The following is a 1,294-nucleotide window of genomic DNA, read 5'->3' on the forward strand; positions in this document are numbered from 1 at the left end:
GTCGCCGGGACCGGATGTCGCTAGCACCAGCTGCAGCAGGATCGACACACTGCCGGCAGCGATGTGCACCTCCTCGGCGGTGACCCCGAAACGCTCGGCGAGACGTGCGCGCAGGAGGGCGGCCGAGGCATCCGGGTAGCGGTTCACTCCCGTGGCACCCTGCAGTGCGGCGACGACGCTCGGCAGCGGCTCGAACGGATTCTCGTTGCTCGAGAGCTTGAACGCATCGGCGCCGGCCTGGCGTCCCTGGCGGTACGGGGGGAGCGCCGCGATGTCGGCGCGGGCGCGGATCGGGAGCGAATCGGTCACGTGCCGAGTCTAGGAGCGGGCGCACCGCGGCATCCGCGTCCGGAGCGCTTCCGGCCCGAGGATGCCGCGTGGGAGACTGCGCGCATGGGATTCCTCATCCGCGCCGTCGTGAACGCCTTCGCCATCTGGGTCGTGACCCTGATTCCCGTGTTGGGTGTCGTCGTGATCCCGTTCGCACCCGGCGAGACGCTGCAGCTGGTGATCACACTGCTGGCGGTCGCGGCGATCTTCGCGATCGTGAACTCGATCGTCGGCACGATCGTGAAGATCCTGACCTTCCCCCTCTACGTGCTCACGCTCGGCCTCTTCTCGCTCATCGTGAACGGCTTCCTGCTGTGGCTCACCGCGTGGATCACGGGGCTGTGGAACTGGGGCCTTCGCATCGACGGCTTCTGGTGGGGAGTGGTGGCGGCGATCGTGATCTCGCTCATCAACTGGATCGCCGGCATCATCATCCGGCCCCGCCGCCGCTGACGTCCCCGCCCGTTCGGCTGCCCAGCGGCCTCTGGAGCGACGGGTCGAGACCCGGCGTGGGCGTCGGCGCGGGTGTGGGTACCGCCTCGGCCGAGTAGGCGAAGGTCTCGACGCTGACAGCCGCGTCGTAGACGGCGAGCCGCTGCTCGAGGGCGGCGAGCCGCGGATCACCCGAGGCATCCGCCCGCCGTGCCGTCTCGAGATACGCGCCGCCGTCGTGGGCCGGCATCGTGACGTCGTGCGGGCCGGTGGCGGGGTCGACGACCCGACCGATCGTGACGCCACCGTCCGCGCCGAGAGCGGCCGCGCTCGGCGGAGCGGCGAGGGCGGCGATCGGGTCGTCGTCGTGCCGCACATCGACGACGAGGGTGGCCGGATCGACGTCGACGGCGACGGGGGACCCGAACGTCGCGAGCACGGGCACGTCGTACTCCCCGGATGCCGCGAGGTGGGCGGCGACCATCGCGCCCTGCGAGTAACCCGTGACCTGCACTGTGTCGCCGCGCTGCGC

The 1,294-nt window shown here is 70.9% G+C and carries 1 protein-coding gene and 2 pseudogenes; 1 reads left to right on the forward strand and 2 read right to left on the reverse strand.

All coding sequences use genetic code 11. The features are described 5' to 3' along the window. Positions 1 to 309: pseudogene (locus ASG00_RS17000) on the reverse strand (aminotransferase); the annotation flags it as partial. Positions 310 to 393: 84 nt separating this feature from the next. On the opposite strand from ASG00_RS17000, the gene ASG00_RS05005 reads away from it, so the two are divergent. Beyond that, positions 394 to 783 (forward strand): phage holin family protein, encoded by a 390-nt coding sequence (locus tag ASG00_RS05005; RefSeq protein ID WP_045247042.1) that lies wholly within the window; start codon positions 394 to 396, stop codon positions 781 to 783. Here ASG00_RS05005 and ASG00_RS15240 read toward each other — a convergent pair. Further along, positions 761 to 1,294 (reverse strand): annotated as a pseudogene (locus ASG00_RS15240) (hypothetical protein); the annotation flags it as partial. The gene ASG00_RS05005 and the pseudogene ASG00_RS15240 sit on opposite strands and share 23 nt — an antisense overlap.

The sequence above is a fragment of the Microbacterium sp. Leaf351 genome, assembly GCF_001423825.1.
GTDB lineage: Bacteria > Actinomycetota > Actinomycetes > Actinomycetales > Microbacteriaceae > Microbacterium > Microbacterium ginsengisoli.

Coding starts and splice junctions, on each gene's coding strand:
- ASG00_RS05005 (WP_045247042.1), top strand. CDS start 394: ATGGGATTCCTCATCCGCGCCGTCGTGAACGCCTTCGCCATCTGGGTC.